Origin of the sequence: Geodermatophilus arenarius (genome assembly GCF_042654585.1) — a bacterium.
Lineage (GTDB): Bacteria > Actinomycetota > Actinomycetes > Mycobacteriales > Geodermatophilaceae > Geodermatophilus > Geodermatophilus arenarius.
This window is the reverse complement of sequence record NZ_JBHSGR010000006.1, coordinates 146,887-172,402: the sequence shown is the minus strand read 5'-3', so window position 1 is coordinate 172,402 and position 25,516 is coordinate 146,887. Positions and strand designations below refer to the sequence as shown.

Below are 25,516 nucleotides of genomic sequence, written 5' to 3'. Positions count from 1 at the left end.
GTGGGCGTCTGTCAGGTCAACCGTTGCCGGCGGCCGGGGCTTCCTCGTCGACCAGCGCGACGGAGGTGATCCGGTGCACCGCGAAGGTGCGGTTCTCCTGCCGGCGCTCGTCCCACCCCTGGAGGAAACCACCGGCCAGTGACACCGGCTGCACCACGCGCTGGCTGCCGCTGCCCTGGGCGTCGACGTAGCCCAGCCACACCGGGGAGCCGTCCCGGACGGCGCGGGCCAGCAGCTCCAGCGTGCCCGCGGTGGTCACCCCGGGGACCTGCCGGACCGGGGCGGTGGGGCGGGCGGCGAGCGCGGCGTCGCCGGCCCGGATCTCGCGGACGGTCGCCTCCGCCTCGGCCGGCGTCAGCGGGCGCCCGGCGGCCGACGGCGGCGGCCCGGGACGGCGGCCGGCGGCGCGGGGCCGGGCCGGCGGGCGGGTCAGGACGGCGCCGCCCGGCGACTCCCCGGCCGGCGCGTACCCGGCCTGCCGCAGCACGGTGAGCACCTCGTCGGCGCCCAGCCCGCTGACCAGCACGCCCGGGGCCAGCCGGCGCAGCTCGGCGGCCGCCGTCCGCCGGTCGCCGAGCACCTGGGACAGCAGCCCGTGGTCGTCGGAGCGGACGTAGCACTCGATCGCGCCGACCCGCAGCCGGCCGTGCTGGCGGGCGACGTCGTCGACCAGGTACCGCAGCGCCTGCGGCACCGGCGTCCGCGAGGCGCGGGCGAAGAACTCGTGCAGGTCGGTGGCCGACCACCCGGCGTCCAGCGCCCGGCGCACCGAGGACTCCGACACCCGGAACACCGTCGCCCCGCCGGAGGACTCGACGTCGGCGACGACGGCGAGGGTGTCGGCGAGGTCGGACACCAGCGGGCCGGGGGCGACGAGGGTGAGGTCGGGCTGGGCGAGGACGTGGTCGACCGGCTCGGGCAGCAGCCCCTGCACCCCGTCGGCCGCGCCCTCCTCGCCGCGGGTCAGCAGGCCGCGCCCGCCGGTGGACAGCACGCCGCCCACCAGGACGCCGAGCCGCGCGGCCTCCGCGAGCATGTCCGGCACCGGCGCGAGCCGGTCGGCGCGCCGCGGGGTCCGCCAGCGCAGCAGCGCGACGAGGTCGTCGGGTGCCAGCCCGCGGCCGGGCGGGACGTCCAGCAGCGCGGCCAGCGCCGAGCGGCGGATCGCCGGGGCGGTGTGCCGGACCAGGTCCGGCGACAGCGCGTTGACCGCCTTGCCCGCCACGTCCCGCGACCCCACCAGCGAGGGCAGCCGGGTGCTGTCCAGCCAGCCCGCGACCAGCGTCGCCCACCGGTCGGGCAGCGGCTGCTCGCGCCACAGGTCGTAGCCGCGGGTGGGCAGCCACTCGTCGCGGTGCGGCCCGCCGACGTCGAGCAGCCCCGCGGCGAAGGCCAGCTCCAGCAGCCACCCGGCGTCGGTCTCGGACACCGACAGCGCCTTGGCCAGCCGCTTGCGGTCCCGGACGGCGACCCCGCCGCTGCGCAGCAGCCCGGCCGGCTCCTCCTCGAGCACCGCCAGCAGCTCGCCGACCCGCCCGACCGCCTCCAGCGCCGCGCCGGCGGCCTGCCGGTCGACCGCGGCCGGGTCCCGCTCCACGGCGGCCGGCTCCGGGCGCAGCCGCGGCGGGCCGTAGGGGAGGTCCCCGCGCAGCAGGAGCCCGATCTCGCGCGGCAGCTCGACGTTGAGCGCGTCGATGCGGGCCAGCAGCCCGGCCTGCAGCAGCCGCCGGGCGGGGGAGGCCGCGCCGCCGCCGGTCTCGGGCAGGTGCCCGACCGGGCGGTCGCCGGCCAGCCGCTCGAGCACCTCGCGCTCGGCGGGGGCCAGCGCGCCGACGGCGGCGGCCAGGTCGGCGGGCAGGGTCACCCGGAGCTCGACGGCCCGGCGGCCGAGGCCCGCGGGGTACCGGACGGCGCGGCGCACCTGGTCGGGGGCGTGCAGGACCTCGTCGCCCCACAGCAGCGCCCGGGTGGTCAGCCGCTCGACCGCCGCGTCGACGACGTCCTCGGGCAGCCCCGGCAGCGCCGCGACGACGTCGGCGGCCTCCACGCCGTCGGTGGGGGCGAGCAGCACGACGTCGAGCACCTGCAGGGTGGCGGCGTCGAGGTCGTCGAGGGCGCGGTCCACCGACACGGGCACCGCCAGCCGGCTGGCCAGCGCGACGACGTCGGAGGGCGCGGGCCGGGCCACGTCGGGCCGCGCGGCCAGCAGCGCCCCGAGCTGGGCGTCGCTGCGGGTGCGCAGCCACGCGGCCAGCGTGGCGGGGCGGTCGGCAGGCATCCGGACCACGTTACGTCCGCGCCCGCCCGTGCCGCCCGGACGGCCGGTCCTGCCAGCATGGACGCCGTGCAGCCGGCCGCCGACGACCCGCACACCCGGAGCGCCCTCGAGGGCTACCGGGCCGGCGCGCTGCGCTGGCTGGCGGGCGGGCTGATCGCCGTCGTCCTGGCCGTGCTGCTCGGCGCCGTCGCCGTCGCCGTCGCCGAGGACCGCGGCCGCCCGCTGCCGCTGGCCGGCACGGTCGTCGTCGGGCTGGTGGTCGTCGGGCTGGTCGCCGTCGGCGCGGGCCTCGGCGCGCTGGCCCGCGCCCTGCGCTGGCGGCGGGCGCTGGCCGCCGTCCCCTGGCAGCGCGGGCTGCTGCGCATCGCCGGGCCGGCGATCGTCGCCTTCGAGCCCGAGGGCTACGACGAGTGGGACCCCACCCAGGAGCCGGTGCGGCTCACGCTGGTGAGCACGTCGGTCTGGCGCACCCGCCAGGTGCAGGGGCTCGACGGCGGCGAGGTGCGGCTCGCGCCGGTCGGCCCGGGGGAGTGGGTGCTCACCGCCGAGGGGCTGCCCACCCTCTACGGCGCCCGGTCCGCCCGGTCCGCCCGCCGCGCTCCCCGCGAACGGGGGTGACGTGGGCGGGGCTGCTGCGGGTAGGACCCGGGGCACGCGAGAATGACGCCGCACGTGCGTCCCCCGGGGGAGCGCACCGGACACGGAGGCGAGATGGCCAAGCGCAACGAGAAGCACGCCCACCTGGTGGAGCCGACCTGGGGCCAGTCGGAGAACGCCGGCCCGCCGGTGACCGAGTTCCTCGGTGAGATGGCCGGCCCGCTGTCCCCGTTCGGCGAGGACCACAGCTTCCCGCTGCCGCCGGACCGCATCCGCTACGCCCACCCCACGGACAAGCCCAACCGGGCCGGGGTGCAGCTGCCAGAGAACCGGCGGCCGTGACCACCCCCGCGCTGCCGTCCTACGCCAGCGGCACCTCGACCGTCCCCCTGCTCGGGGACACCATCGGTGCGGACCTCGACCGGACGGCAGCGCGGGTGGGCGACCACGAGGCGCTCGTCGAGTGCGCCACCGGTCGCCGCTGGACGTACCCGCAGCTGGTCGCCGACGTCGACGCCTGCGCCCTCGGCCTCGACGCCCTCGGCGTGCGGAAGGGCGACCGGGTCGGCATCTGGGCGCCCAACTGCGCCGAGTGGGTGTTCGTCCAGTACGGCACCGCCAAGCTCGGCACGATCCTGGTCAACATCAACCCGGCGTACCGCACGCACGAGCTGGCCTACGTGCTGCGGCAGGCCGGCATCTCCGTGCTGGTCGCCGCGCCGGAGTTCAAGACCAGCGACTACCGGGCGATGGTGGCCGAGGTCCGCGACGACTGCCCCGACCTGCGCGAGGTCGTCTTCCTCGGCGACCCGGAGTGGGAGCGGCTGCTGGACACCGGCCGGGCCGCCGACCGCGGGCTGCTCGCCGAGCGCGCCGCCGAGCTCTCGCCCGACGACCCGATCAACATCCAGTACACGTCGGGCACCACCGGCTTCCCCAAGGGCGCCACGCTGTCCCACCACAACCTGCTCAACAACGGGTTCTTCGTGGGCGAGGGCTGCGGCTACACCGAGGCCGACCGGATCTGCATCCCGGTGCCCTACTACCACTGCTTCGGCATGGGGATGGGCAACCTCGGGGCCACCAGCCACGGCGCCACGATGGTCATCCCCGCGCCCGCCTTCGACCCGGCGGCCACGCTGCGGGCGGTGCAGGACGAGCGGTGCACGTCGCTGTACGGCGTCCCGACGATGTTCATCGCCGAGCTGGCGCTGCCGGACTTCGGCACCTACGACCTCTCCAGCCTGCGCACCGGGATCATGGCCGGCTCGCCCTGCCCGGTCGAGGTGATGAAGCGGGTGGTCACCGAGATGGGCATGACCGAGGTGACCATCTGCTACGGCATGACCGAGACCTCGCCGGTCTCCACCCAGACCGGCGCCGACGACGACCTCGACCGCCGCACCTCGACCGTCGGCCGGGTGCACCCGCACCTGGAGGTCAAGGTCGTCCACCCCGAGACCGGCATCACCGTGCCGCGCGGGACGCCGGGGGAGTTCTGCACCCGCGGCTACTCGGTGATGCTCGGCTACTGGGACGAGCCGGAGAAGACCGCCGAGGTCGTCGACGCCGCCCGCTGGATGCACACCGGCGACCTCGCCGTCATGGACGAGGCCGGCTACCTCAACATCGTCGGCCGGATCAAGGACATGGTCATCCGCGGCGGGGAGAACGTGTACCCGCGCGAGGTCGAGGAGTTCCTCTACACCCACCCCGACGTCGTCGACGCGCAGGTGATCGGCGTCCCCGACGAGCGGTACGGCGAGGAGCTCATGGCCTGGGTCCGGCTGCGCGAGGGCGCCGAGCCGCTCACGCCGGAGGCGCTGCGGGAGTTCTGCGCCGGGAAGCTGGCGCACTACAAGGTGCCCCGCTACGTCAAGGTCGTCGAGGGCTTCCCGATGACGGTGACCGGCAAGGTCCGCAAGGTCGAGATGCGCGAGGTGTCGGTGAGGGAGCTGGGCCTGGAGGCCGCGGCCGCCGTCAGGAACGCCTGAGGGCCGGGACGCCTAGGGAGCCAGCTTCACCAGCAGCCTGGACACCAGGTTGCCGACGACGACCCAGACCAGCGCCGCGATCGCGGCGTTGACCGTCTCGCCGACGCGCGGGTCCGACGGCCGGAACAGGTCGACGGTGAACCAGCCGAGGTCGCGGCGCACGTCCGCCGCGGCCGACACCAGCGCGTTCGCCGGGTTTGCCTCGAAGAAGGTGAACACCGCGTGGACCACGATCACCACCGCCACCAGCGAGGCGATCAGTCGCACCGCCGAGGCGACCAGGGTGAAGGCGCGGGTGCCGACGCGGGACGCAGCCATGCGCTGATCGTGACACCCGTCGCTGTCACGACGCCAACCGCCTCACCCGACCGCGCACGGCACCACCAGCGCGCGGTGGTCCGACAACGGCAGCCGCACCACCTCGGCCTGGCCGGTGACGGACACCGACCCGCGGGCCAGTACGTGGTCCAGCTGCCGGACTGGGACGTCGGCGGGGAAGGTCAGGCCCGCGGCCAGCGGCCGCAGCCCGCTCACCCGGGCGGCCTTGGGCGGCTCCATGTTGAGGTCGCCGAGGACCACGAGCGGCTCGCGCGTCCCCCGCAGCGACCGCACCAGCCGGCGCAGCTGCACGGTGTTCCAGTACGGCACGAACGACAGGTGCGTGCAGGTGACGGTGAACTGCCCGGTCGGCCCGTCGATGACGGCGGCGACGGCGACCCGCGGCTCCTCGCTCACCAGCTGCGGCGCCCGCGTGCCGCGGAACCACACCGGCACCCGCCCGCGCAGCGTCGGCAGCCGGACCACCCGCCAGGACACCACCGGGTACCGCGACAGCAGCGCGACGCCGTAGCTGGCCGCGCCGGGCTGCTCGTCGCCGGTGGCCGCCATCCACGTGCCGCCGGGCGTCCCCGACAGCGCGGCCACGAACTGGTGGTCGACCGCGCCCATCGCCTCGGCGGCCACCGCGGTGAGGTCGGCGTTCATCGAGCGGGGCTGGTCGCGGTCGACCTCCTGCAGCGCCAGGACGTCGGCGTCCAGCGTCTTCACCGCCGCGGCGAGCCGGTCGACGTCGACCCGGTCGTCCTCGGGCGAGCGCCCGTGCAGGATGTTGAAGGTCGCGATGCGCACGGGACTCCCGTGCCCCCGCGGGCGGGACTCAACCGTGCGTGACCGGCCGGACGCCGGGTAGACGCACCCCGTGCTGCCCTCCGACCGCGACGAGATCCGTGACCTCCTCAAGCGCACCGCCGTGGCCCTCAAGGAGGGCGGGGTGCCCTTCGCCCTCTGCGGCGGCTACGCGGCGTGGGTGCGCGGCGCCCCCGAGCCCGACCACGACGCCGACTTCCTCGTCCCGGCCGGGGAGTCCGAGCGGGCGGCCAAGGTGCTCGCCGACGCCGGCCTGCAGGTCGAGGACCCGGCCGAGGACTGGCTGACCAAGGTCGTGCAGGGCAACTCGTTCGTCGACGTGCTCTGGCGCACCTGCGGCGTGCCGGTGGAGACCGACCTCATCGACCGCGCCGAGGACCTCCCCGTGCTGTCGGTGCACATGCCGGTGCTCGCGGCCACCGACATCCTCACCACCAAGCTCATGGCGCTCGACGAGCACTACTGCGACTTCTCCCGGCTGCTGCCGGTGGCCCGGGCGCTGCGCGAGCAGGTCGACTGGCAGTCGGTCCGGCGCGACGTCGCCGGCAACGACTTCGCCGTCGTGTTCCTCGACCTGCTCGGCCGGCTCGGCGTCGTCGACCCCGAGGCGGTCAGCGGCTGAGCAGGGTCGCGGCGGCGGCCAGCGCCGTTCCGGCGACGGCGGCGGTGACCAGCGCGGCCGCGGCCGGCGCCGCCGCCGGGGTCCGGGCGAGCGCTCGGGCCCGCCGCCGCGCGAGGACGCCGAGGACGCCGAGGCCGGTCACGGCCACCGCGGCCGCGAGGACCAGGGGCAGCACCCGCTCGTCGAGCACGGCGTGGGCGCCGAGCACCGCGGCGACGCCGAGCAGGCCGAGCCCGGTGCGCTGCCAGGAGAGGACGGTGCGCTGCGGCTGGGTCTCGCGGGCGGTCATCAGGCGACCTCGACGACCAGCAGCACCGCCACCAGCAGCACCACCGCGGTGACCAGCGCGACCAGCGCCGGGACCTCGGAGCCGGCGCGCAGCGGGGCGTCGGTGGCGATCGCCCGCTCGTTGCGCCGCCACCGCCCGTAGCCGGCCAACGCGGTGCCGAGGCCGGTCGCCACGAGGGCCAGCCCGACCGCGCCGCCGCCCCAGGAGGCCCCGAGCCGGGGCACGTACGCCGCCACCGCCACCCCGCCGGCGACCAGCGCCAACCCGGTGCGCAGCCAGGCCAGCAGGGTGCGCTCGTTGGCGAGGGTGAACCGGTAGTCCGGGTGCGGGGGGCCCGGGTGCGCGGCGGACTCGGACGCGGGCGGCACCCGGCCAATCTAGGTGTGCGGGACGGCTAACCTGGCAGCGAGCGGTGCGCCCGCGCCGCCGTCCGCCGGCCCCGTGCCGGGACACCCGCGAGCAGAAGCGACCCGAGGGATCAACGTGCCCACCGGCAGAGTCAAGTGGTTCAACCCCGAGAAGGGCTTCGGCTTCCTCTCGCGCGAGGACGGGCCCGACGTCTTCGTGCACAAGGACGCCCTGCCGACGGGCACCGCCGAGCTCAAGCCGGGCCAGCGGGTGGAGTTCGGCATCGTCGCCGGCCGCCGGGGCGACCAGGCGCTGCAGGTGCGGGTGCTCGACCCGCTGCCCTCGGTGGCGGCCAAGGTGGCCGAGGCCCGGCGGAAGAAGCCCGACGAGCTGGTCCCCATCATCGAGGACCTCATCAAGCTGCTCGACGACGTCTCGAACTCCCTGCGCCGCGGCCGGCACCCCGACCGCGCCGAGTCGCGCAAGGTCGCGGCGGTGCTGCGGGCGGTCGCCGGGGACCTCGAGGCCTGAGGCTCAGCCGGCCGGCGTCGGGGTGGGCGTGGTGCCCACCTCGCCGCCGGCGCGCAGGAAGCCGACCGGCCACGAGCCGGTGAGCAGGCAGTCGTCGTGCCGGTCCTCGACGACGACGAGGTAGTACGCCGGCGGGACGACGTCGGAGCTGTTGATGCCGTCGAACGTCGTCGTGCCCGGGTCGACGTCGACCTCGCCGAGCCGCTCCTCGAGGCGCTCGTCGAACACCTGCACGCTCCACCCGTTCGCCGCGACGTCGTCGGGCACGGTCAGCTCGATCGGGGTGTCGGGGGAGACCTCGACCAGCGGCGGCGTGACGTCGTAGCGCTGTCCCTCGCCCTCCCCGCAGTACTGCGTGGGCCGGGCGGTGACCTCCTGCGGCCCGGCGGTGACCGTGATCTCCGGCGGGGTGTCCGACGAGGCCGCGCCGCCGCAGCCGGCCAGCACGACGGGGAGCGCGCCGGCCAGCAGGACTGCGGCGGCGCGGGTGGGTGTCCTCACGGGCGGGGTGCCTCCGGCACGGTCGGGGCGTCGGGCGCGGCGGGGACGGCGCCCGGGACGGTGGGGGCGTTGGGGTCGACCGGCGCCCACCGGCGGCGGCGCGGCGTCCACAGCACCAGCCCGACGGCGAGCACGAGCAGCGCGGCGGCGACGGTGAAGCCGAGCCAGCCGATCGGCGGCAGCGCGATGCCGAGCGCGCCGCCGGAGACCCAGGCCAGCTGCAGGACGGTCTCGGAGCGGGCGAACGCCGAGGCGCGCAGGCTCTCGGGCACCTCGCGCTGGATGATCGCGTCGAGGGCGACCTTGCCCAGGGCGTTGGCGACCGCCGCGACGCCGGCGACGGCGGCCGCGGTGGCCAGCCCGAAGAACACCGCGGCGAGCACGGTGACCGCGGCGGCGGCCCCGGCGGACCACACGACCACCCGGTCGGGGTCGGCGTGGTGCAACCGGGACCCGATGCCGGTGCCGAGCACGCTGCCCGCGCCGGCCGCGCCGGCGATGGCGCCCAGCGCGAGGCTGGCCTCCCACCCGCCGTCGACCGTGGCCTGCACGAGGAACGCGGAGAAGATCGTCAGGAAGCCGCCGAGCCCGCGCAGCGCCGCGTTGGCGCGCAGCGCGAGCACCACGTGCGGGTTCACCGGCCGGCGCCGGCGGCCGGCGACGGGCACGGGCCCGGTGCTGAGGACGTCGGCGGGCTGCTCGCCGGCGGGGACGTCGACGTGGCGGGGCAGCCGGACGGCGAGCACGCCGGTGACGGCGAACACCGCGGCGGTCGCCCACAGCAGCGGCTCGAAGCCGGACGCCCAGGCCAGGCCCGCCCCGATGCCGCCGAAGACCCCGGCGGTGAGCAGGCCGAACACCGAGAGACGGGCGTTGGCCGAGGTGAGCGACATGGCGCCGGGCAGCACCCGCGGGACGACGGCGGCGCGCAGCACGTTGTGCGCCTTGGACAGCACCAGCACGCCGAGCGCCGCGGGGTAGAGCAGCCAGTCGGTCTGGTGCGCGGCCATCACCAGCGCCAGCGCCGCGCGCCCCAGCGAGGCGGCGCCGAGCGCCCAGCGCCGGCCGCGCTGCAGCCGGTCCAGCAGCGGGCCGATGACCGGGGCGACCACCGCGAACGGCGCCATCGTGACCAGCAGGTACAGCGCGACGTTGCCGCGCTGCGCGTCGGCGGCCGCGGCGAAGAACAGGGTGCCGGCCAGCGAGACGGCGACCATCGCGTCCCCGGCCATGTGCAGGGCGTTGACCCACAGCAGCTGGGTGAGGCCGCTCTCGGCGGCGCCGTCGGCGCGGCTGGCGGCGCGCACCCGGGCGACGGCCGCGCCGGTGAGCTCGCGGGTGCGGGCGACGGCGACCCGGGTGACGGTCACCCGCGACTGCGCCCGCGGCGCCGTCGGCGGCTCGGCCGGGGGCGGCACCGCGGCGGCCGGCGGCGGGACCGGCGGGGGGGCGTAGCCGGGCGGCAGCGGCTGCGGCGGCGCGCCGTACCCGGGCGGCGGGGCGGTCGGCGGGCCGTACGGGGGCGGGCCGTACCCCGGCGGGGGCGCCGCGGCCTGCGGCTGGGTTCCCGGGCGGGGCAGGTCCAGCGGGGTGGTGTCCAGGCGGTCGGGCGGGACCGGCTCCGGCCGCGACCGGCGCAGCGGGCCGCGGCGGGACCCGGGCGGACGCGACGACGGCACGCCCCCATGGTGCCGCACCCGCCCGGCAGTCCGGGGTGGGCGTGATCACGGGGGTCCCCGCGTGCGCGTCGTGGGCACCGCCGTCTGGGAACATGGGGCCGTGACCCCCGATCCCGCCCCCAGCGACGTGCTGACCGGCGCGGTCGACCTCGCCCGCGCCGCGGCCGAGGAGACCGCCGGCGACCCCGCGGTGGTCGGCGAGCACCTGGGCGCCACCCCGGAGCGGCCCGGGGACGCCCCGGCCGCCGTCCTCGGCGAGGTGGTCACCCACTCGTTCGCCAGCCGGCTGCCCGGCTACGTCGGCTGGCACTGGGCGGTCACCCTCGCGCACGTCCCGGGGGACGACGGCGCCACCGTCGACGAGGTCGTGCTCCTGCCCGGCGACGCCGCGCTGCTGGCGCCGGCCTGGGTGCCCTGGCACGAGCGGCTGCGCCCGGGTGACCTGTCGGTGGGCGACGTCCTGCCGGCCACCGAGGACGACCCGCGGCTGGTGCCCTCCTACACGACCGAGGACGACGCCGCGGCCGACCCCGAGGCGCAGGCGCTGGCCGGCGAGCTCGGCCTGGGCCGGGAGCGGGTCATGTCCCGCGAGGGGCGCAGCGCCGCGGCCGCCCGCTGGCTGGCCGGGGACTTCGGCCCGCGCGCGCCGATGGCCCGCCAGGCCCCGGGCCCGTGCGGCACCTGCGGCTTCTTCCTCCCGCTGGCCGGGTCGCTGCGGAACCTGCTCGGCGCGTGCGGCAACGAGTACGCGCCCGCCGACGGCCGGGTGGTCGCCGTCGACTACGGCTGCGGCGCGCACAGCCAGGCCACCCTGGCCGCCGGGGAGCCGGCCGAGGTCGTGACGTCGGCCCGCTACGACACCGCGGAGTTCGACGTCCTCACCGACTAGCGGCCCCGCCCCTCAGCGGCGGGGTCCCAGCTGGCCCTGCCGTCGCATGACCGCGAGGCCCACCCCGGCCAGCACGATCCCGGCCACGCAGGTCCACGTCCACACGCGGTCCACCCGGTCGCCGAGGAGCAGCAGGACGACGAGGGCGAGCGCCCACAGCGCCGTCAGGGCGAGGACGACGCGGGCGGTGTCCACGCGCAGCGGGGGAGGGGCCTGCTTCAGGGGGCCGGGTGCAGCGGGGCGGGACACACCGCCGACACTAGGCGGCGTCCCCCGGAGACCGGCGGGGAGGCGCGCGTGCGGTGTGGCACGCTGTCGCGGCTCACCGCCCGGCAGCCGCATGTCCGCAGGAGCCCGCATGCCCGAGAAGTCCCGTCCCGCCCGCGGTGCCCGCGCAGCCCGCGCCGCCGCCCCCACGGGGGACACGCCGGCCGACGTCGCGGTGGAGGCGCCGCGGCCGCGCCGCAGTGCCGGTCCGCAGGTCCGGCCGCGCAACGGGCTGGACCGCTACTTCGGGATCAGCGCCCGGCGCAGCACGGTCGGCCGCGAGGTCCGCGGCGGGCTGACCACGTTCTTCACGATGGCCTACATCGTGGTGCTCAACCCGATCATCCTGTCCGGCGCCGACGTCACGGGCGCCTCGCTGCCCTTCGGTGCCGTCGCCGCGGTCACCGCGCTGGTCGCCGGCGCGCTCACCGTGCTCATGGGCGTCGTGGGGCGGTACCCGTTCGCGGTGGCCACCGGCCTCGGCATCAACGCGATCGTCGCGGTCTTCGCCGCCACCCAGCTGTCCTGGCCGGAGATCATGGGCCTGGTCGTGCTCGAGGGCCTGCTGATCACCGTGCTGGTGCTCACCGGCTTCCGCCGGGCGGTGTTCGAGGCGATCCCGCCGCAGCTCAAGACGGCGATCGCGGTCGGCATCGGCTTCTTCCTGACGATCATCGGCCTGGCCGACGCCGGCGTCATCCGGCCGGGCACCCCGCTGATCAGCTTCGGCATCAACGGGCAGCTCGCCGGGTGGCCGCTGCTGGTGTTCGTCGTGGGGCTGCTGCTCACCGCGCTGCTCGTCGTCCGCCGGGTCAGGGGCGCGCTGCTCATCGGCATCGTCGTCTCGACGGTGCTGGCGATCGTCGTCGAGGAGATCGCCGACGTCGGCGTCCGCGTGGGGGAGGACAACCCGCGCGGCTGGGCCCTGCAGCTGCCGCGGTGGCCCGACGAGGTCATCAGCGCCCCCGACCTGTCGATCATCGGGGACTTCTCGCTGTTCGGCGGGTTCGAGCGGATCGGCGTCGTCGCGGCGCTGCTCATCGTGTTCTCGATCATGATCGCCGACTTCTTCGACACGGTCGGCACGGTCACCGCCGTCGGCGCCGAGGGGGACCTGCTCGACGAGGAGCGCAACCTGCCCGGCTCGCAGCCGGTCCTGCTGGTCGACTCGCTGGCCGCCGCGGCCGGCGGCGCGGCGAGCGTCTCGTCGAACACCACCTACGTCGAGTCCGCCTCCGGCGTGGCCGACGGTGCCCGCACCGGCCTGGCCAGCGTGGTCACCGGCGTGCTGTTCCTCGTCGCGATGTTCTTCACCCCGCTGGTGCAGATCGTGCCCTCGGAGGCCGCGGCCCCGGCGCTGGTCGTCGTCGGCGCGCTGATGATCAGCCAGATCCGCCACCTCGAGTGGGACGACATGTCCCTGGTCATCCCGGCCTTCCTCACCATCGCGCTCATGCCGTTCACCTACTCGATCACCAACGGCATCGGCGCCGGCGTCGTCACCTACGTCCTGCTGCGGACCGCGGTGGGCAGGCGCCGCGAGATCCACCCGCTGATGTGGGTGGTCACGGCGCTGTTCCTCGTCTACTTCGCGCTGGAGCCGCTCCAGCAGGTGTTCTGAGCGGCGCTAACGACCGGTAGGCTGGGGCCGTGACCCGGTCGACGCTGGACACCGCGGCACTGGCTCACGACCTGCGGCTGGCGGTCATGCGCTTCTCCCGCCGGCTGCGCAACCAGCGGGTCGACACCTCGGTCACCCTCACCCACCTCGCCGCGCTGTCCACGATCAAGCGGCACGGCGCGATGAGCCCGGGGGAGCTGGCCGCGCACGAGCGGGTGCAGCCGCCGTCGATGACCCGCGTGGTGGTCGCGCTGGAGGGCATGGGCCTGGTCACCCGCACGCCGCACCCGACCGACGGCCGGCAGGTGGTCATCGACCTGACCCCGGCGGCCGAGACGCTGCTGGCCGAGGAGGCCCGGGCCCGGGAGGCGTGGCTGTCGAGCCAGCTGCAGCGGCTCACCCCGCAGCAGCGGGCGACCCTGCGCGAGGCCGCGGAGATCATGGAGGAGCTCGCCGGTGGGTGACGTCCACGCCTGCTGAACCCGGCTCGGGGGGACCGGCCACCAGCGGGCGCAGCCCGTTCCGGTCGCTCCGCGTGCACAACTTCCGGCTCTACGCGTCGGCGAACCTGGTCAGCCTGACCGGCACGTGGATGCAGCGCATCGGCCAGGACTGGCTGGTGCTGCAGCTGTCCGGCGACAGCGGGGTGGCGCTCGGCCTGATCACCGCCCTGCAGTTCGGCCCGACGCTGCTGCTGAGCATGTACGGCGGGGTGCTGGCCGACCGCTACGACAAGCGCCGCGTCCTCGTCGTCACCCAGGCGCTGATGGGCCTGCTCGCGCTGGGCCTCGGCACGCTCGTGGCCACCGGCGCCGTCGCGTTGTGGCACGTGTTCGTGCTGGCCGGCGCGCTGGGGTGCGTGTCGGCGGTCGACGCCCCGGTGCGGCAGGCGTTCGTCTCCGAGATGGTCGGCGGCGACCTGCTGGCCAACGCGGTCGGGCTCAACTCGACGATCTTCAACGGCGCCCGGCTGGTCGGGCCGTCGCTGGCCGGCCTGCTCATCGGCGCCTCGGGCGGCGACACCGCGCCCGCGTTCCTCGTCAACGCCGCCAGCTTCGTGTTCACCATCGGGGCGCTGCTGCTCATGCGGGCCGGGGAGCTGCGCCGCAGCGAGCCGGTCGCGCGCGCCCGCGGGCAGCTGCGGGCGGGGCTGGCCTACACCTGGTCGCGGCCGGACCTGCGGCTGGCGATGGTGCTGGCCTTCGTCATCGGCACCTTCGGGTTCAACTTCCAGGTCACGATCGCGCTCATGGCCCGCGAGGTGTTCGACCTCGGTGCCGAGGCGTTCGGCCTGCTCTCGACGACGTTCGCCGTGGGCTCGCTGACCGGCGCGTTCCTGTCCACCCGCCGCAGCGCCCGCCCGCGGCAGCGGTTCCTGGTCACCTCGGCCGTCGTGTTCGGGCTGCTCACCGTGGCCTGCGGCCTCATGCCGGGCTTCTGGCCGTTCGCCGTCCTGCTGGTGCCCACCGGCGCGGCGGCCCTGGTGTTCAGCGTGGCCAACAACAGCTTCGTGCAGCTGGGCGCCGACCCGCAGATGCGCGGGCGGGTGATGGCCCTGTACTTCACGTCCTTCATGGGCGGCACGCCGCTGGGCGCCCCGCTGATCGGCTGGGCCTCCGAGCACCTCGGCGCGCCGTGGGGGCTGATCCTCGGCGGGCTGGTCGTCGTCGCGGCCGGCGCCGTCGCGGGGCTGTGGCTGGCCCGGGGGCGGCGGGTCCGGCTGGAGGCGCACGTGCTCCCGCCGCGGCTGCGGCTGCACGTGGGGACGCGGGCCGTCCCGTCGCTGGCGCCGGCGGACGCCGGGGGAGGCCGGACGGCCTCTCAGGACGTACCGTGACACACGTCACGACCCGCGTCGTCCGTGGAGGCGACATGCCTGCTGCGCTGCTGCAACTCGGATCGATCGTCGCGGGCGTGGTCGGGTCGGTCGCGCTCATCGGCTGGCTCGCCAGGGTGGTCTTCGGGTCGGCGCAGGTGCCGGCGCCGCTGCGGCGCCGGAGCCCGGAGCCGGTGGAGCCGCCCCACCGGCCGCTCGAGGTCGTCGCCACCGACCTGCGCCGGCTGTCCCGCCAGGTCGCCCAGGTCCCCGCCGGGGTGCCCATGGCCCGGCGCCGCGGGATCCTCGCCGCCTACGACGACCTCCTCGCCGAGGCGGCGGAACTCCTCGAGATCCCGACCACGCTGCTCGGCACGCCGCCGGGCACCGCGCGCGACGCCGAGCGGCTGCGGGTGGAGACCGCGCTGGCCAGGGCCGGCCTGGTGGTGCGCTGAGCGCGCCGGCGCCGCTGCGGCTGTTCGTCGCGGTGGCACCGCCGGCGCCGGCCCGCGACTCCCTCGCAGCGGCCGTCGCGCCGCTGCGCGAGGCCCCCGGCGCGCCCCGCTGGGGGGACCCCGCCCGCTGGCACCTCACGCTGCTGTTCCTCGGCGCCGTCCCGGCGGCGCTCCTGGAGCCGCTCACCGCCGCCGTGGGGTCCGCGGTCGCCGGCACGCCGCCGGCGGTGCTGCGGCTGGCCGGCGCCGGCCGGTTCGGGTCCGCCCGGCGGCCGCAGGTGTTCTGGGCGGGCCTGGACGGCGACGTCGCCGTCGTCACCGCCCTGGCCGGGCGGCTGGCCCGCGCCGCGCGCGGGCTGGGCCTGCCGGTCGAGGACCGGCCGTTCCGCCCGCACCTCACCCTCGGCCGCTGGCACCCCCGCCGGCCCGCCGACGGCGACCTGCCCGCCCGGCTGGCCGGCTACCGCGGGCCGGACTGGACCCTGACGGAGGTGGCCCTGGTGCGCAGCACCGCGGGCCGGCACGAGACGCTCGGCACCTTCGCGACGGTCACCACGCGTACTCCACCGGAGCGGGCCTGAAGCCGGGGAAGACCTCGTCGAGGCGGTCGAGCTGGGCCTGCTCCAGCCGCACGTCGAGCGCGGCCAGCGACCCGGTGAACTGCTCCATCGTGCGCGGACCGACGATCGGCGCGGTGACGCCGTCCCGGTGCAGCAGCCAGGCCAGCGCGACGTCGGCCGGGGCGAGCCCCCACTCGCCGCAGGCGTCCTCGTAGGCCTGCAGGGCCGGGCGGTGCCGCTCGATGCGCCGCTGCTGGCGGTCCTCCGTGCGGCGGGTGCCCTCCGGCTGCCCGAGCGCGCCGGCGAGCAGACCGCCGGCGAGCGGGCTCCACGGGATGACGCCGATGCCGTGGTGCCGCGCCGCCGGGAGCACCTCGAGCTCCACGTGGCGGGTGAGCAGGTTGTAGTGCGACTGCTCGCTCACCAGCCCGAGGAAGTGCCGCCGGGCGGCGGCCTCGTTGGCCGCGACCAGCTGCCAGGCCGCGTGGTTGGACGACCCGACGTAGAGCACCTTGCCCTGGGCGACGAGCGTCTCGCAGGCCTGCCAGATCTCGTCCCACGGCGTCTCGAGGTCGACGTGGTGGAACTGGTAGAGGTCGATCCAGTCGGTCTGCATCCGGCGCAGCGACTCGTCGGCCGACCGCACCAGGTTGCGCGCGGACAGGAACGTGTCGTTGGGCCACTCGCTCATCGAGCCGTAGACCTTGGTGGCGAGGACCGTGCGCTCCCGGCGGCCGCCGCCCTGCGCGAACCAGGTGCCCAGCACCTCCTCGGTGCGGCCCTTGCCGGCGTCGAAGCCGTAGACGTTGGCGGTGTCGAAGAAGTTGACGCCCTCGTCGTGCGCCCGGTCCATGATCGCGTGGGCGTCGGCCTCCTCGGTCTTCCAGCCGAAGTTCATCGTGCCGAGGCACAGCCGCGAGACCGACAGACCGCTGCGCCCGAGGTGCGTGTACTCCACGGGGGACCACCCTGGCACCCTGTCCGCCGTGCCGCAGACCGACACCGCGCAGTCCGCCTTCGACCGGGCCACCGCCGTCACCCGCACCGAGGGCGGGGGCGTCCGGGCCGAGCTGGACCCGGGCTGGGACGTCGGCAGCGGCGTCCTCAACGGCGGCTACCTGCTCGCGGTCGTGGCGCGGGCGGCGCTGCTGGACAGCCCGCACCCGCACCCGGTGGCGCTGTCGGCGAGCTACCTGCGCGCCACCCCGGGCGGGCCGGCCGACCTCGCGGTCACCGCCGGGCCCGCCGGGCGCACGCTCGCGCACTCCTCGGTGCTGCTCGCCGGGGCGGCCGGGCCCTCCCTCGCCGTCCAGGTGACGACGGCGACCCTCGGCGCCGACGCCGTCGCCGACTACACGGTCAACCCGGCGCCGGAGCTCCCGGCGCCCGACGAGTGCGTGGCCACCCGCACCACCGAGGGCGGCCCGGCCGTGGGCCTGGCCCGGCAGCTGGACACCCGGCTGGACCCGGCGACCGCGGGCTGGGTGGCCGGCCGGCCCTCGGACCGCCGGCTGCTGCGCGCCTGGATCCGGCTGGCCGACGGCCGCGAGCCCGACCCGCTGGCCCTGCTGCTGTTCGCCGACGCGCTGCCGCCCACCGCGTTCGCCGTCGGGAAGCCCGGCTGGGCGCCCACCGTGCAGCTGCAGGTGCTGGTGCGCGCGCTCCCGGCACCGGGCTGGTGCGTCGTCGAGTCCCGGTCCACCGAGGTCACCGGCGGCTGGTCGGACGAGGAGTGCCGGATCTGGGACTCCACCGGCCGGCTGGTCGCCCAGGCCCGGCAGCTGGCCCGCGTCGCGCGCTAGTCCCGCCGGCCGGGCAGGGCGACGTCCCCGGTGAGGTAGCGCTGCAGGGTGGGCCCGACGGCCGCGACCAGCTCCTCGGCCGGCGCGGAGGCCAGCGGCTCGACGCGGAGCACGTAGCGGGTCATCACCACGCCGACCAGCTGGGAGGCCACCAGCGCGCCGCGGGCCTCGCCCTCGGCGGCCGGCAGGTCGAGGGTCCCGAGCACCCGCCGCAGCACCTGCGAGACGAGGAACTCGCGCAGCAGCCGCGCGGTCCACTCGTTGCCGACCGCGGAGCGGACCAGCGCCAGGCCGGCCGGGCGCATGGGGCCGTCCCACACCCGCAGCAGCATGCGGACGACGTTCTCCCCGAGGTGCTCCGGCCCGGCCGCGAGCACCTCGGGGAGGAAGGCCTCGGGGTCGGCCGGTGCCTCGATCGCGGCGAGGAAGAGCTTGTCCTTGGTGCCGAAGTAGTGGTGCACCAGGGCGGGGTCCACGCCGGCGGCCGTGGCGACCGCGCGGATCGACGTCGCGTCGAAGCCGCGCTCGGCGAAGGCGGTGCGGGCCGCGGCCAGCACCGCCTGCCGGGTGTCGGGGTTGCCGGGGCGCCGTCCGGAGCGCCGTGCTGCCGTCAGCTGGTCCTCCTCCGCAGGGTCGCCGCCGCCAGGGCGAGGGCGAGCACCGCCGCGCCGGCCACGATGCCGACGTCCCGCCACATCGTCCCCGTCTCGGCGGCCGACCGCCCGACCTCCTGCAGGGCCTCCACCGCGTAGGTCAGCGGCAGCACGTCGCTGATCGCCTGCAGCCAGCCGGCCATCTGCTCGCGGGGGACGAGCAGCCCGCAGAGGAAGAACTGCGGCAGCACGACGACCGGCATGAACTGCACGGCCTGGAACTCGCTGCGGGCGAACGCGCTGGCCAGCAGGCCGAGCGCCACGCCGAGGACGGCGTTGGCGACGGCGATGAGCACCACCAGCCACGGCGACCCGGCGATGTCGAGGTCGTAGAGCGTGGTGGCCACCGTGACCGTGACCAGCGCCTGCACCGCGGCGGCCAGGCCGAACGCGACGCCGTAGCCGAGCAGCAGGTCCAGCCGGGACAGCGGCGTGGTGAGCAGCCGCTCGAGGGTGCCGGAGGTCCGCTCCCGCAGCATCGCGATGCTGGTGACCAGGAACATCACCACGAACGGGAAGACGCCGAGCATGGTGAGCCCGACCCGGTCGAAGACGCTCGGCTGACCGGGCAGCGTCGGCACGTCCCGCCAGAGCAGGTACAGCAGCCCGAGCAGCAGGCTGGGCAGCAGCACCATCATCGCGATGGTGCGGTGGTCGTGCCGGAGCTGCCGCAGCACCCGGGCGGTGATCGCGCCGGTGAGCCGGGGGCTCAGGACGGCGGCCGGGGCGCTCACGCCGCCACCTCCTGCTGCTGGGCCCGCACGAGGCGGAGGAAGGACTCCTCGAGGTCGTCGGTGCCGGAGTCGGCGCGCAGCCGCGCGGGCGTGGAGTCGGCCAGCAGCCGGCCCTCCCGGAGCAGCAGCAGCCGGTCACAGCGCCCGGCCTCGTCCATGACGTGGCTGGAGACGACGAGGGTGGTGCCGGCCGCGGCGAGGGCGTGGAACCGGTCCCACAGCTCCACGCGCAGCACCGGGTCCAGGCCGACGGTCGGCTCGTCGAGGACCAGCAGCTCCGGCTCGCCCACCAGCGCGCAGGCCAGGGACGCCCGGCCGCGCTGGCCGCCGGAGAGGTCGCCGACCAGCTGCCCGGCGGCGTCGGCCAGCCCGACGGCGGCCAACGCGTCGTCGGCGGCCCGGGCGCCCCGGCCGTACAGGGCGGCGAAGTGGCGGGCGTTCTCCCGCACGGTGAGGTCGGCGTAGACGCTCGGCGCCTGGGTGACGTACCCGACCCGGCGGCGCAGGCCGGGGGAGCCGGCGGGCTCGCCGAGCACGGTCACCGTGCCCGAGCGCACCTTCTGCACGCCGACCAGCGCGCGCATGAGCGTCGTCTTCCCGCTGCCGCTGGGTCCCAGCAGGCCGGTGACCCGCCCGGCGGGGACCGCGCACGACAGGTCGTGCAGCACCCGGCGGCGCCCGCGGTGGACGACGAGGTCGGTGACGGTGACGGCGTCGGTCATGTCGGCCTCCCGAGTGGCGAGAACTCAACGCCTGATGAACTCAACGCTAGATGAGTTCTGCGGGCGGCGTCAACGGCCCGGTGCGCGGGGAGGGGTCAGCGGCGGCGGGCCGCGGCGTCGGCCGGGCCGGGGGAGGGGCGAGGCCCGCGGGCGCTCAGCGCCCGCCCAGTGCGGCGCCGAGCAGGTGCCCGCTGGTCCAGGCGCTCCCCACCTTCGACGGCGCCCGCCACCCGTCGCCGCAGACGCCGACGCCGTCGACCAGGCCGAACGGTTCTTCGCGCGGGGCCGCCGGCTTGGCGAAGGTCCAGCGGTGCACGTGCGTCCAGGCCGGCGGGCGGTCGATGCCCAGCGCACGGCACACCGCGGCGGTGACCTCCGGCGCCGCCCGGCCGGGGTCGTCGAGGTGTTCGGCGGCGGTGCCCGGCGTCGTGTGCGCCACCAGCACGGGGGCGCCGTCGCCGCGCCGGTCGCCGTCGTCGGCGACCCACTCGACCACCGGGTCGTCGTGCACGAAGGCGCCGTGCAGGTCGGCCGGCCAGTGGCGCTCGTCCCAGCCCAGCGCCACGGCCAGGGTCGGCTGCCAGGGCCGCGCGCCCTCGTCGCCGAGCAGGCGGGCGGCCAGGTCCGGCGGCAGCAGGCGGCGGGCCTGCGGGTCGGGCAGCGCCAGGACGGCGGCGGGCGCCTCCGCGCCGTCGACCCGGGCGCCGGGCTCCACCCGCTCCACCGAGGACTCCTGGACGACGTCGAGGCCGGCGGCGAGGTCGGCGACCAGCGAGCGCAGCCCGCCGGGCGCGGCGTAGCGGACCGGACCGCTGCTGCTGTCGCGGATCCCGTCCGGCCCGGCGACGGCGAACGTGTCGGTCCACGGCCGGGCCAGCCCCCGGGCCACCCAGTCCCCGACCACGGCGGCGAACGGCGAGCCGGGCTCGGCGGTCAGGTAGGAGGCGCCGAGGTCGGTGACCCGGCCGGCCAGCGTCCGGGACGCCATGCGGCCCCCGGGGCGGCAGCCGCGGTCGCGGACCAGCACCGGCACGCCCGCGTCCGCGAGCGCGCGGGCACAGGCGACGCCGGCGATCCCGGCTCCGACGACGACGGTCCTGTCGGTCACCACTGGATCCTGCGGGCAGGGGGCGCGGACCGCTCGGGGAGGATCGGGGCGTGAGCGTGCAGATCACCGACGTCGCCGACGAGCGGGTGGCCGACTTCCGCGACCTGCACGCCGGCGACCGTCCCGCCGGGCGGGTGCGGGGGACCGGCCCGGTGATCGTCGAGGGCGTCCCGGCCGTGCAGCGGCTCCTCGCCTCGCCGTACCGGGTGCGGGCGGTGCTCGGTGTGCCCGGGCGGCTGGCCGAGCTGGACCTCCCCGAGGGCGTGCCCGCCTACGAGATGGACAAGTGGGCGCTGTCGGAGCTGATCGGCTTCCGGCTGACCCGCGGCGTCCTGGCATCGGCCGACCGCCGCCCGCCGGCCGACGTCGGCGCGCTGCTGGCCGGGCCCGACCCGGCGGCGCCGCGGCGGCTGGCGGTGCTCGAGGCGCTCAACGACGCCGAGAACCTCGGCTCGATCGCCCGCTCGGCCGTGGCCCTCGGCGTCGACGGGCTGCTGCTGGACCCGCGCTGCGCCGACCCGCTCTACCGCCGCGCGGTGCGGGTCTCCATGGGGCACGTGCTGGCGCTGCCGTTCGCCGTCCTGACCGACTGGCCGGCCGGGCTCGAGCGGCTGCACGCGGCCGGCTACCTCACCGTCGCGCTCACGCCCGCCGCCGACGCGGTGGACCTGGACGAGGTGGACCCGCGGGCGCACCCGCGCACCGCGGTGCTGCTCGGCGCGGAGGGACCCGGGCTCACCCGGGAGGCGCAGGCCGCCGCCCGGGTGCGCGCCCGGATCCCCATGCGCGCCGGCGTCGACTCCCTCGGCGTCGCCGCCGCGGCCGCCGTCGCGTTCGCGACCCTCCGCTAGTTGCGCAGGGACCAGCGGGCCAGGATGGCGCGGGCCTCCTCGGCGCGGGAGGGGTCGCACATGACGTCGTACCGGCTCGCGGTGACCTGCGAGACGCTGGTGAAGTCGCGCTGACCGCGGGTGGCCGCGTAGCCCATGGCGCCGAACAGCGCACCGAACAGCAGACCGATCAGCAGGCCGGTCAGCACCGAGCTGATCCAGCTGGTGCCGTCGGGGGCGAAGATGCCCAGCAGCAGGCCGACGAACAGACCCCACCAGGCGCCGCCCGCGGCACCCGCGCCGATCGCGCGGCCCCAGGTGAGCCGCCCGGTGACCCGCTCGACCATCCGCAGGTCCGACCCGATGATCGTGACGTTCTCGACCGGGAACCTCTCGTCGGAGAGGTGGTCCACCGCGGCCTGCGCCGCCTGGTAGCTGTCGTACGACCCGACCTGGACTCCGCCCAGGGGCATCGACACGGACATCGACATGTTGCGCTCCACTCCCGCACTCGTTCGGTTGTGGACGACGTACCCGCGGCCCCCCGGACGGACACGTCGGTCCGGAGTGGCGAGCGTACTGCTCAGCGGTTGCGGCGGACCCCGAAGACGATGTCCTCCCAGGCGGGCACGCGGGCGCGCGGGTCCTCGTCCTCGCCGTCGGACTCGCCGGTGCGCAGCACGACGGTGTCGTGCTCGGAGACGTCCTCGTCCTCGGCGGGGTCGGTGCGCCGCTCACCCGGGCCGGTGCGCGGCTCGTCGGCCGGCGGGACGGGCCGCTCGGACGCCGGCCGCTCGGGCGTGGGGCGCTCCGGGGTGGGGCGCTCGGGGACGGCGGCGCTGCGGTGCATGGGCAGCGCCGGCCGCTCGGCGGGCACCCCGGGGACGACGCGGACCAGCCGGGTGCCCTCCGCGAAGTCGCGGGTGGGGGCGTCGAAGGGGCTGACCGCGCGGCCGGCGAGGTCGTAGGCCCACTGCGTGGTGCCCTCCTTGGTCCCGGCGCGCCAGGCGGCGGTGACCACCCAGGTGCCGTCCTCGGCGCGGGCGGCGTCCCAGCGGACGGCATCGAGGTCGGCGCCGAGCAGCCGCAGCCGCTCGGCCATGAACTGCTGCAGCGGCTCGCCGGAGGTGCCCTCCGACAGCCGGACCCGGGCCTGGCGGGCCTGCTCGGCCATGCGGGCGCGCTCCTGAAGCACCGTGTGCGCGAAGCGCATGATCCGCTCCACCCGGGTGCCCGAGGCGGACGCGACCTGCTCCGGGGTCTCGCCGGCGCGGATGCGGGCCTGGATGACCCGCGGCGACAGGCCGCCGTCGGACTCCATCTGGCCCAGCCGGCGGGTGTCCCCGCGAGCCGCGGCGCGCACCCGGTCGTCGATCGGCAGCTCGAAGCGCTCGCCCTCGTCACCGTCCCCGCCGTCGAGGGCGAGGACCAGGCTGCGGCCGTCGTCGGACAGGCCCACGAGACGCAGCGAGCGCACGGGACCTCCTCGGACGGACGGCGGGACGACGGGATCCCCTGGGTGACAGGGGACCACGCGCGAGGCTATCCGCGGCAGCCGGGTCCGTGCCGGATGTCCTCCGGCGTGGCGGGCCGCGCGGGCGCCCGCCCGGTCCGTCTTAGACTCGACCCCCATGCTGACCGGCCCCCGGGACGACACCGGCCTCGTCCGAGACGACGGCGAGCTCAACCCCCGCTTCCTGCCGAGCCCGGTCGACGCGGGACAGAAGCGCCTGCCCATCGACATGGACTACGTCCAGCGCGTGCTGCTGCAGATGCTCGACATCCCGAGCCCCTCGGGGCGCACCGACCACGTGATGCAGCTCATCGGCGGCGAGCTGCGGAGCCTGGGCATGGACTTCGAGGTCACCCGCCGCGGCGCGCTGCTGGCCGAGCTGCCCAGCGCCTCGCCCGGCGCCGACCGGACCGTGGTGGTGCACGCCGACACGATCGGCTGCATGGTCAGCGGGCTCAAGGACAACGGCCGGCTGGCGATCGTGCCGGTGGGCACGCACAGCGCCCGCTTCGCCGAGGGCGCCCGGGTGATCATCTTCTCCGACGACGTGTCCGGCGACTACCGGCACACCGGGACGATCCTGCCCAACAAGGCCAGCGGGCACCGCTTCGGCGACGAGGTCGACGAGCAGGGCGTGGGCTGGGACCACGTCGAGGTCCGCGTCGACGAGGTGGTGCACAGCCGCGCCGACCTCGAGCGCCTGGGCATCCAGGTCGGCGACTTCGTGGCCATCGACCCGCAGCCGGTGATCACCCCCAGCGGGTTCGTCAACAGCCGCCACCTCGACGACAAGGCCGGCATCGCCGCCGCGCTGGGCGCGTTCAAGGCGATCATCGACTCCGGCATCCAGGTACCGGTGACCGCGCACCTGCTGGTCACCATCGCCGAGGAGGTGGGCCTGGGGGCCAGCCACGGCCTGGACGCCGACGTCGCCGAGCTCGTCTCCATCGACACCTCGGTGGTCGCGCCCGGGCAGGCGTCCTCCGAGCAGTGCGTCAACATCGCGATGCAGGACTCGACCGGGCCGTTCGACTACCACCTGACCCGGCACCTGATCGACCTGTGCCGGGTGCACGAGGTGCCGCACCGCCGCGACGTCTACAAGTACTACCGCTCCGACGCCGCCTCGGCGCTGGAGGCCGGCGCCAACACCCGCGCCGCGCTCATCGGGTTCGGCATCGACGGCAGCCACGGCAACGAGCGCACCCACCTCGAGGGCATCCGCAGCACCGCCGAGCTGGTCGCGCTCTACCTGCAGACGGACCTGACCTTCCGCAGCTGGGACCGCCGTCCGACCGGCGACCTGCGGGACTTCCCGAGCACCGCCGTCCAGCCGGCCGACGGCGAGCAGGCCCGCTGACCCCGGCCACGTGCTGGAACGGCCCCCGTGCAGGGTCCCGCCGCGAGCCGGCGAGCGGTGGGGGGCGAGAGGGTCCTTCTACAGGCGCTCGACGACGAAGTCGATGCAGGCGGTCAGCGCGCTGACGTCGTCGGGGTCGACGGCGGGGAACATGCCGACCCGCAGCTGGTTGCGGCCGAGCTTGCGGTAGGGCTCGACGTCGACCACGCCGTTGGCCCGCAGCACCTTCGCGACCTGCGCGGCGTCGACGGAGGGGTCGAAGTCGACCGTGCCGACGACGAGGCTGCGCTGCTCCGGGTCGGCGACGAACGGCGTCGTGTAGGAGGTCTTCTCCGCCCACCCGTAGAGCCGGCTCGAGGACTCCCGGCTGCGCGCGACCGCGCCGGAGAGCCCGCCGAGGCCGAGCATCCAGCGGACCTGGTCGGCGAGCAGGAACAGCGTCGCGACGGCGGGGGTGTTGTAGGTCTGGTCCTTGGTGGAGTTGTCGACGGCGATCGACAGGTCCAGGAACCCGGGGATCCACCGCCCCGACGCCTTGACCTCCGCCACCCGCTCCAGCGCCGCCGGGCTCATCAGCGCGATCCAGAGCCCGCCGTCGGAGGCGAAGGACTTCTGCGGCGCGAAGTAGTAGGCGTCGGCCTCGGCGACGTCGACCGGGAGGCCGCCGGCGCCGCTGGTGGCGTCGATCAGCACGAGCGCGTCGTCGTCGGCGCCGTGCGGGCGGACCACCGGCGCCATGACCCCGGTCGAGGTCTCGTTGTGCGCCCACGCGTAGGCGTCGACGCCGGGCTGCGCCGTCGGCAGCGCCAGCGTGCCCGGCTCGCCCCGCGTGACGACCGGCTCCTCGAGGAACGGCGCCTCGGCGACCGCGGAGGCGAACTTCGCGGAGAACTCGCCGTAGGTGCCGTGGGCGCTGCGCCGCCGCACCAGCCCGAGGACGGCGGCGTCCCAGAACGCCGTGGAGCCCCCGTTGCCCAGCACGACCTCGTAGCCCTCGGGCAGGTCGAACAGCTGGGCCAGCCCCTCGCGGACCTGCCGGACCAGGCCCTTGACCGGGGCCTGGCGGTGCGAGGTGCCCATGAGCGCCGCGCCCTCGGACGCCAGCGCCCGCAGCGCCTCCGGGCGGACCTTCGACGGGCCGCAGCCGAACCGCCCGTCGGCGGGCAGCAGGTCGGCGGGGATGGTGGTGCTCATGCCGGGG

At 76.3% G+C, this 25,516-nt stretch carries 30 protein-coding genes; 14 read left to right on the top strand and 16 right to left on the bottom strand.

Features of this window, described 5'->3' with window-relative positions; all coding sequences use genetic code 11:
* Positions 1 to 16: 16 nt before the first annotated feature.
* Positions 17 to 2,278, bottom strand: coding sequence for a helicase-associated domain-containing protein (locus ACFO3M_RS07875; protein ID WP_387988020.1), 2,262 nt, complete (start codon positions 2,276 to 2,278; stop codon positions 17 to 19).
* Between the two features lie 57 nt (positions 2,279 to 2,335).
* On the opposite strand from ACFO3M_RS07875, the gene ACFO3M_RS07870 reads away from it, so the two are divergent.
* From ACFO3M_RS07870 to ACFO3M_RS07860, 3 genes are all read left to right on the top strand, one after another.
* Positions 2,336 to 2,896 carry a hypothetical protein gene (locus ACFO3M_RS07870; protein ID WP_387988019.1) on the top strand — a complete coding sequence of 187 codons (561 nt, stop codon included), beginning with the start codon at positions 2,336 to 2,338 and terminating at the stop codon, positions 2,894 to 2,896.
* A gap of 93 nt (positions 2,897 to 2,989) precedes the next feature.
* Positions 2,990 to 3,217 carry a hypothetical protein gene (locus tag ACFO3M_RS07865; protein ID WP_387988018.1) on the top strand — a complete coding sequence of 76 codons (228 nt, stop codon included), beginning with the start codon at positions 2,990 to 2,992 and terminating at the stop codon, positions 3,215 to 3,217.
* On the top strand, positions 3,214 to 4,869 hold the full coding sequence (locus ACFO3M_RS07860) for an AMP-binding protein (RefSeq protein ID WP_387988017.1): 1,656 nt from the start codon (positions 3,214 to 3,216) through the stop codon (positions 4,867 to 4,869). Before ACFO3M_RS07865 ends, ACFO3M_RS07860 begins: the two co-directional genes overlap by 4 nt.
* 12 nt (positions 4,870 to 4,881) lie before the next feature.
* Here the strand turns inward: ACFO3M_RS07860 and ACFO3M_RS07855 are convergent, their stop codons facing one another.
* Positions 4,882 to 5,187 (bottom strand): hypothetical protein, encoded by a 306-nt coding sequence (locus ACFO3M_RS07855; RefSeq protein WP_387988016.1) that lies wholly within the window; start codon positions 5,185 to 5,187, stop codon positions 4,882 to 4,884.
* 42 nt (positions 5,188 to 5,229) lie between these two features.
* Positions 5,230 to 5,997 carry an endonuclease/exonuclease/phosphatase family protein gene (locus ACFO3M_RS07850; protein ID WP_387988015.1) on the bottom strand — a complete coding sequence of 256 codons (768 nt, stop codon included), beginning with the start codon at positions 5,995 to 5,997 and terminating at the stop codon, positions 5,230 to 5,232.
* A 70-nt stretch (positions 5,998 to 6,067) separates the two neighbouring features.
* On the opposite strand from ACFO3M_RS07850, the gene ACFO3M_RS07845 reads away from it, so the two are divergent.
* On the top strand, positions 6,068 to 6,637 hold the full coding sequence (locus ACFO3M_RS07845) for a nucleotidyltransferase family protein (protein ID WP_387988014.1): 570 nt from the start codon (positions 6,068 to 6,070) through the stop codon (positions 6,635 to 6,637).
* Here ACFO3M_RS07845 and ACFO3M_RS07840 read toward each other — a convergent pair.
* A complete protein-coding gene (locus ACFO3M_RS07840) occupies positions 6,627 to 6,926 on the bottom strand; it encodes a DUF202 domain-containing protein (protein WP_387988013.1) in 300 nt (99 codons plus the stop codon). The two genes, ACFO3M_RS07845 and ACFO3M_RS07840, sit on opposite strands and share 11 nt — an antisense overlap.
* Positions 6,926 to 7,294, bottom strand: a complete 369-nt coding sequence (locus tag ACFO3M_RS07835; RefSeq protein ID WP_387988012.1) for a YidH family protein — start codon at positions 7,292 to 7,294, stop codon at positions 6,926 to 6,928. Before ACFO3M_RS07835 ends, ACFO3M_RS07840 begins: the two co-directional genes overlap by 1 nt.
* Before the next feature lie 115 nt (positions 7,295 to 7,409).
* Between ACFO3M_RS07835 and ACFO3M_RS22740 the strand changes: the two genes are divergently transcribed.
* Positions 7,410 to 7,805 (top strand): cold-shock protein, encoded by a 396-nt coding sequence (locus tag ACFO3M_RS22740; RefSeq protein ID WP_456901690.1) that lies wholly within the window; start codon positions 7,410 to 7,412, stop codon positions 7,803 to 7,805.
* Between the two features lie 3 nt (positions 7,806 to 7,808).
* Here ACFO3M_RS22740 and ACFO3M_RS07825 read toward each other — a convergent pair whose 3' ends face one another.
* Together ACFO3M_RS07825 and ACFO3M_RS07820 are read right to left on the bottom strand one after the other, a co-directional pair.
* The gene (locus ACFO3M_RS07825; protein ID WP_387988011.1) at positions 7,809 to 8,306 is read right to left on the bottom strand and encodes a DUF2771 family protein; all 498 of its coding nucleotides are present in this window, start codon (positions 8,304 to 8,306) and stop codon (positions 7,809 to 7,811) included.
* A complete protein-coding gene (locus ACFO3M_RS07820) occupies positions 8,303 to 9,985 on the bottom strand; it encodes an MFS transporter (protein WP_387988010.1) in 1,683 nt (560 codons plus the stop codon). Before ACFO3M_RS07820 ends, ACFO3M_RS07825 begins: the two co-directional genes overlap by 4 nt.
* Before the next feature lie 100 nt (positions 9,986 to 10,085).
* On the opposite strand from ACFO3M_RS07820, the gene ACFO3M_RS07815 reads away from it, so the two are divergent.
* A complete protein-coding gene (locus ACFO3M_RS07815; protein WP_387988009.1) occupies positions 10,086 to 10,874 on the top strand; it encodes a DUF3027 domain-containing protein in 789 nt (262 codons plus the stop codon).
* A gap of 12 nt (positions 10,875 to 10,886) precedes the next feature.
* On the opposite strand, the gene ACFO3M_RS07810 is transcribed toward ACFO3M_RS07815, so the two are convergent.
* A complete protein-coding gene (locus ACFO3M_RS07810) occupies positions 10,887 to 11,123 on the bottom strand; it encodes a DUF2530 domain-containing protein (RefSeq protein ID WP_387988008.1) in 237 nt (78 codons plus the stop codon).
* Positions 11,124 to 11,232: 109 nt separating this feature from the next.
* Here ACFO3M_RS07810 and ACFO3M_RS07805 point away from each other — a divergent pair, with 109 nt between their 5' ends.
* From ACFO3M_RS07805 to thpR, 5 genes are read left to right on the top strand one after another with little or no spacing between them, the layout of a single operon-like run.
* Positions 11,233 to 12,762, top strand: coding sequence for an NCS2 family permease (locus ACFO3M_RS07805; protein WP_387988007.1), 1,530 nt, complete (start codon positions 11,233 to 11,235; stop codon positions 12,760 to 12,762).
* 29 nt (positions 12,763 to 12,791) lie between these two features.
* Complete coding sequence (locus ACFO3M_RS07800; protein ID WP_387988006.1) at positions 12,792 to 13,226, top strand: MarR family winged helix-turn-helix transcriptional regulator; 435 nt, start codon at positions 12,792 to 12,794, stop codon at positions 13,224 to 13,226.
* On the top strand, positions 13,223 to 14,599 hold the full coding sequence (locus ACFO3M_RS07795) for an MFS transporter (RefSeq protein ID WP_387988005.1): 1,377 nt from the start codon (positions 13,223 to 13,225) through the stop codon (positions 14,597 to 14,599). Before ACFO3M_RS07800 ends, ACFO3M_RS07795 begins: the two co-directional genes overlap by 4 nt.
* Before the next feature lie 35 nt (positions 14,600 to 14,634).
* Complete coding sequence (locus ACFO3M_RS07790) at positions 14,635 to 15,033, top strand: hypothetical protein (protein WP_387988004.1); 399 nt, start codon at positions 14,635 to 14,637, stop codon at positions 15,031 to 15,033.
* A complete protein-coding gene (gene thpR / locus ACFO3M_RS07785) occupies positions 15,030 to 15,614 on the top strand; it encodes an RNA 2',3'-cyclic phosphodiesterase (RefSeq protein ID WP_387988042.1) in 585 nt (194 codons plus the stop codon). The genes ACFO3M_RS07790 and thpR overlap by 4 nt, the downstream gene beginning before the upstream one ends.
* Here thpR and ACFO3M_RS07780 read toward each other — a convergent pair.
* Positions 15,583 to 16,551 (bottom strand): aldo/keto reductase, encoded by a 969-nt coding sequence (locus ACFO3M_RS07780; RefSeq protein ID WP_387988003.1) that lies wholly within the window; start codon positions 16,549 to 16,551, stop codon positions 15,583 to 15,585. The two genes, thpR and ACFO3M_RS07780, sit on opposite strands and share 32 nt — an antisense overlap.
* Positions 16,552 to 16,579: 28 nt before the next feature.
* Here ACFO3M_RS07780 and ACFO3M_RS07775 point away from each other — a divergent pair, with 28 nt between their 5' ends.
* Entirely contained in the window at positions 16,580 to 17,395 is an 816-nt protein-coding gene (locus ACFO3M_RS07775; RefSeq protein ID WP_387988002.1) for a thioesterase family protein, read from the top strand.
* On the opposite strand, the gene ACFO3M_RS07770 is transcribed toward ACFO3M_RS07775, so the two are convergent.
* The 4 genes from ACFO3M_RS07770 to ACFO3M_RS07755 form a co-directional block, all read right to left on the bottom strand.
* Positions 17,392 to 17,952 (bottom strand): TetR/AcrR family transcriptional regulator, encoded by a 561-nt coding sequence (locus tag ACFO3M_RS07770; RefSeq protein ID WP_387988001.1) that lies wholly within the window; start codon positions 17,950 to 17,952, stop codon positions 17,392 to 17,394. The genes ACFO3M_RS07775 and ACFO3M_RS07770 overlap by 4 nt on opposite strands.
* Positions 17,953 to 18,005: 53 nt before the next feature.
* On the bottom strand, positions 18,006 to 18,782 hold the full coding sequence (locus ACFO3M_RS07765) for an ABC transporter permease (protein WP_387988000.1): 777 nt from the start codon (positions 18,780 to 18,782) through the stop codon (positions 18,006 to 18,008).
* The gene (locus ACFO3M_RS07760) at positions 18,779 to 19,504 is read right to left on the bottom strand and encodes an ABC transporter ATP-binding protein (RefSeq protein ID WP_387987999.1); all 726 of its coding nucleotides are present in this window, start codon (positions 19,502 to 19,504) and stop codon (positions 18,779 to 18,781) included. Before ACFO3M_RS07760 ends, ACFO3M_RS07765 begins: the two co-directional genes overlap by 4 nt.
* 154 nt (positions 19,505 to 19,658) lie before the next feature.
* A complete protein-coding gene (locus ACFO3M_RS07755) occupies positions 19,659 to 20,612 on the bottom strand; it encodes an NAD(P)/FAD-dependent oxidoreductase (protein ID WP_387987998.1) in 954 nt (317 codons plus the stop codon).
* Between the two features lie 50 nt (positions 20,613 to 20,662).
* Here ACFO3M_RS07755 and ACFO3M_RS07750 point away from each other — a divergent pair, with 50 nt between their 5' ends.
* Positions 20,663 to 21,463 carry a TrmH family RNA methyltransferase gene (locus tag ACFO3M_RS07750; protein WP_387987997.1) on the top strand — a complete coding sequence of 267 codons (801 nt, stop codon included), beginning with the start codon at positions 20,663 to 20,665 and terminating at the stop codon, positions 21,461 to 21,463.
* Here the strand turns inward: ACFO3M_RS07750 and ACFO3M_RS07745 are convergent.
* Both ACFO3M_RS07745 and sepH read right to left on the bottom strand, forming a co-directional pair.
* Complete coding sequence (locus tag ACFO3M_RS07745; protein WP_387987996.1) at positions 21,460 to 21,933, bottom strand: YflT domain-containing protein; 474 nt, start codon at positions 21,931 to 21,933, stop codon at positions 21,460 to 21,462. The genes ACFO3M_RS07750 and ACFO3M_RS07745 overlap by 4 nt on opposite strands.
* A 92-nt stretch (positions 21,934 to 22,025) precedes the next feature.
* Positions 22,026 to 22,919, bottom strand: a complete 894-nt coding sequence (gene sepH, locus ACFO3M_RS07740; protein ID WP_387987995.1) for a septation protein SepH — start codon at positions 22,917 to 22,919, stop codon at positions 22,026 to 22,028.
* A 154-nt stretch (positions 22,920 to 23,073) separates the two neighbouring features.
* On the opposite strand from sepH, the gene ACFO3M_RS07735 reads away from it, so the two are divergent.
* Complete coding sequence (locus ACFO3M_RS07735) at positions 23,074 to 24,315, top strand: osmoprotectant NAGGN system M42 family peptidase (RefSeq protein WP_387987994.1); 1,242 nt, start codon at positions 23,074 to 23,076, stop codon at positions 24,313 to 24,315.
* Between the two features lie 78 nt (positions 24,316 to 24,393).
* Here the strand turns inward: ACFO3M_RS07735 and serC are convergent, their stop codons facing one another.
* The gene (serC, locus tag ACFO3M_RS07730) at positions 24,394 to 25,509 is read right to left on the bottom strand and encodes a phosphoserine transaminase (protein WP_387987993.1); all 1,116 of its coding nucleotides are present in this window, start codon (positions 25,507 to 25,509) and stop codon (positions 24,394 to 24,396) included.
* Positions 25,510 to 25,516 lie beyond the last annotated feature (7 nt).

Bases quoted from the DNA above. Each gene is read 5' to 3' on its own strand.
- ACFO3M_RS07840 (WP_387988013.1), bottom strand. From the start codon at position 6,926: ATGACCGCCCGCGAGACCCAGCCGCAGCGCACCGTCCTCTCCTGGCAG.
- ACFO3M_RS07855 (WP_387988016.1), bottom strand. From the start codon at position 5,187: ATGGCTGCGTCCCGCGTCGGCACCCGCGCCTTCACCCTGGTCGCCTCG.
- ACFO3M_RS07790 (WP_387988004.1), top strand. From the start codon at position 14,635: ATGCCTGCTGCGCTGCTGCAACTCGGATCGATCGTCGCGGGCGTGGTC.
- ACFO3M_RS07745 (WP_387987996.1), bottom strand. From the start codon at position 21,933: ATGTCGATGTCCGTGTCGATGCCCCTGGGCGGAGTCCAGGTCGGGTCG.
- ACFO3M_RS07735 (WP_387987994.1), top strand. From the start codon at position 23,074: ATGCTGACCGGCCCCCGGGACGACACCGGCCTCGTCCGAGACGACGGC.
- ACFO3M_RS07870 (WP_387988019.1), top strand. From the start codon at position 2,336: ATGGACGCCGTGCAGCCGGCCGCCGACGACCCGCACACCCGGAGCGCC.
- serC (WP_387987993.1), bottom strand. From the start codon at position 25,509: ATGAGCACCACCATCCCCGCCGACCTGCTGCCCGCCGACGGGCGGTTC.
- ACFO3M_RS07865 (WP_387988018.1), top strand. From the start codon at position 2,990: ATGGCCAAGCGCAACGAGAAGCACGCCCACCTGGTGGAGCCGACCTGG.
- ACFO3M_RS07875 (WP_387988020.1), bottom strand. From the start codon at position 2,278: ATGCCTGCCGACCGCCCCGCCACGCTGGCCGCGTGGCTGCGCACCCGC.
- ACFO3M_RS07760 (WP_387987999.1), bottom strand. From the start codon at position 19,504: ATGACCGACGCCGTCACCGTCACCGACCTCGTCGTCCACCGCGGGCGC.
- ACFO3M_RS07805 (WP_387988007.1), top strand. From the start codon at position 11,233: ATGCCCGAGAAGTCCCGTCCCGCCCGCGGTGCCCGCGCAGCCCGCGCC.